Source organism: Hyphomonas sp. UBA3601 (assembly GCF_002375605.1).
Classification (GTDB): domain Bacteria; phylum Pseudomonadota; class Alphaproteobacteria; order Caulobacterales; family Hyphomonadaceae; genus Hyphomonas.
Genome location: NZ_DFME01000083.1, coordinates 1,975 through 3,840 on the forward strand (window position 1 = coordinate 1,975; position 1,866 = coordinate 3,840).

2 protein-coding genes are annotated in these 1,866 nt (G+C 62.9%); both read right to left on the minus strand.

What is annotated here, in order from left to right; all coding sequences use genetic code 11:
* Nucleotides 1–42: 42 nt before the first annotated feature.
* Entirely contained in the window at nucleotides 43–849 is an 807-nt protein-coding gene (locus B4F73_RS08390) for an enoyl-CoA hydratase/isomerase family protein (protein ID WP_206991952.1), read from the minus strand.
* Between the two features lie 53 nt (nucleotides 850–902).
* Nucleotides 903–1,742, minus strand: coding sequence for a class I SAM-dependent methyltransferase (locus B4F73_RS08395; RefSeq protein WP_290482996.1), 840 nt, complete (start codon nucleotides 1,740–1,742; stop codon nucleotides 903–905).
* Between the last annotated feature and the right edge of the window lie 124 nt (nucleotides 1,743–1,866).

Here is a 1,866-nt window from a genome sequence, read left to right on the forward strand (position 1 = left end):
ATTGCGCGAATGGGGTTCACGCCAGCCTGACACTGGCCGGGGCTAACGCCCCTTGAATTCCGCCGGGCGCTTCTCAAGAAACGCCATCATGCCTTCACGCGCGTCTTCCGTTTTCAGCAGCGGCAGCAATTGCAGGAAGACGTGATGGACATGTTCGGTGAAAGGCTCCGACAGGCCCATCCGCATCAGGCGTTTTGAGGCCTGTACGGCCAGTGGCGCGTTCGCGGCGATCTCGGCGGCCAAGGCGCGTGCTTCGTCCATCAGCGTATCATGCGGCACCACTTTTGCGCACAATTGCTCGGCCAGGCATTCTTCGGCGGTCAGGGTGCGGCCGGTGAAGATCAGTTCGCAGGCCTTCTCCCAGCCAAGCATGCGCGGCAGGAACCAGGTGCCGCCGGATTCCGGCAGGATGCCGCGCTTGGTGAAGGCTGCCGCCATCTTGGCCTTGTCCGACATGATGCGGATGTCACAGCCGAGCGCCGTGTCCATGCCATAGCCTGCCGCGCCGCCATTGATGGCGCAGATGGTTGGCGTGTCCATATTGAACAATACGGTCGGCGGCGTGTTGCGCAGATCCAGCGTGGCGCTGGCCACAGCGCCGGATCCGATGCCTTCGCCCTTGGTGGCACTTTCCAGGTTCAAACCCGCGCAGAAGGCCCGGCCCGCCCCGGTCAGGATGACGCAACGCACATCCGTATCGGCATCTGCCTTCAGCAAGGCCTTGCACAACTCATCCAGCATCGGGCCGGAAATCGTGTTCAACCGCTCCGGCGCGTTCAGGGTGATGGTCGCGACATGGTCTGCGACCTCATAGAGAATTTCGGCAGTCTTGGTTTCTGTGTCCGGCATGGCGTGTCTCCCTCTTGTTTTGAGGCGAGCGTAGCGTGGAGGGGCAGGTCGGCCTAGGCTGCCCTCGCGGCAGTTTTCCAGCAGGCTGCCGTGAAGACAATTTCGTCGCCATCAGCAAACTCCATGAAGGCGGCGCGCACCACGTCGATGACTCTCTCCCGGGTCGCCTCATCCACGCCTTGGGCGATGGCATAGCCGACGGGGCCCATCAGCGAGACATAAAGGTCCATGGCCGAGAGGGGAAAGCGGCATTCCACGTCCAGTTTCTCACTCACCACGTCCTGCCATCCGGACTCGGACAGGATATGCTCCACGCGCGCGGCGTCTGCGAAGCCAAACTGGCCACGGGCATTCGGCTCCCGCTCGGGCAGACCGGGCAGCAGGGGGCGGGCGCCAGCCTCAGCCGCCGTCATGAACGGGTTCTCCGCCGGGTCACGCCAGCTGAACATGAGCAGCTGTGTGCCCGGCTGCGCGGCGCGGTTCAGATTGCGGAAGGCGGCAACCGGATCCTCGAAGAACATCACCCCGAACCGGGACGTGATCATGTCGAATGTGCTCGACGGGAAATCGTGCGTCTGCGCATCGGCGACCAGGAACTCCGCGTGTGATCCGGACTCGGCGGCGCGCTTGCGAGCATGGGCAATCATGGTCTCGGAAATGTCGAGGCCAAGACAGTCCGCGTCCGGCTCCAGCGCCTCCGCCATGGCGAGCGTTGTCGCACCGGTGCCGCAGCCGATATCCAGGACAGATTGTGCGTTGGCCGTCGTCACCGTCTCGACGAGGATGTCCGCGAAGGGTTGGAAGGCCGTATCCAGCAGCGTCTGCGCGCGCACCCAGGCCTTTCCGCCCGCGCCATTCCACATCTCTTCCTGATCCTTGTTTGCCATTCTCATCGTACCGCGCTCCTTGTCATTGCGATCTTGTGGAGGCATCCTGCCACCTCAAGTCGACTTGAGGTCAAGAGCCTATCATGGAAATTTCCGACGTTGCCAAACAATCCGGGATCCCGGCCTCCAC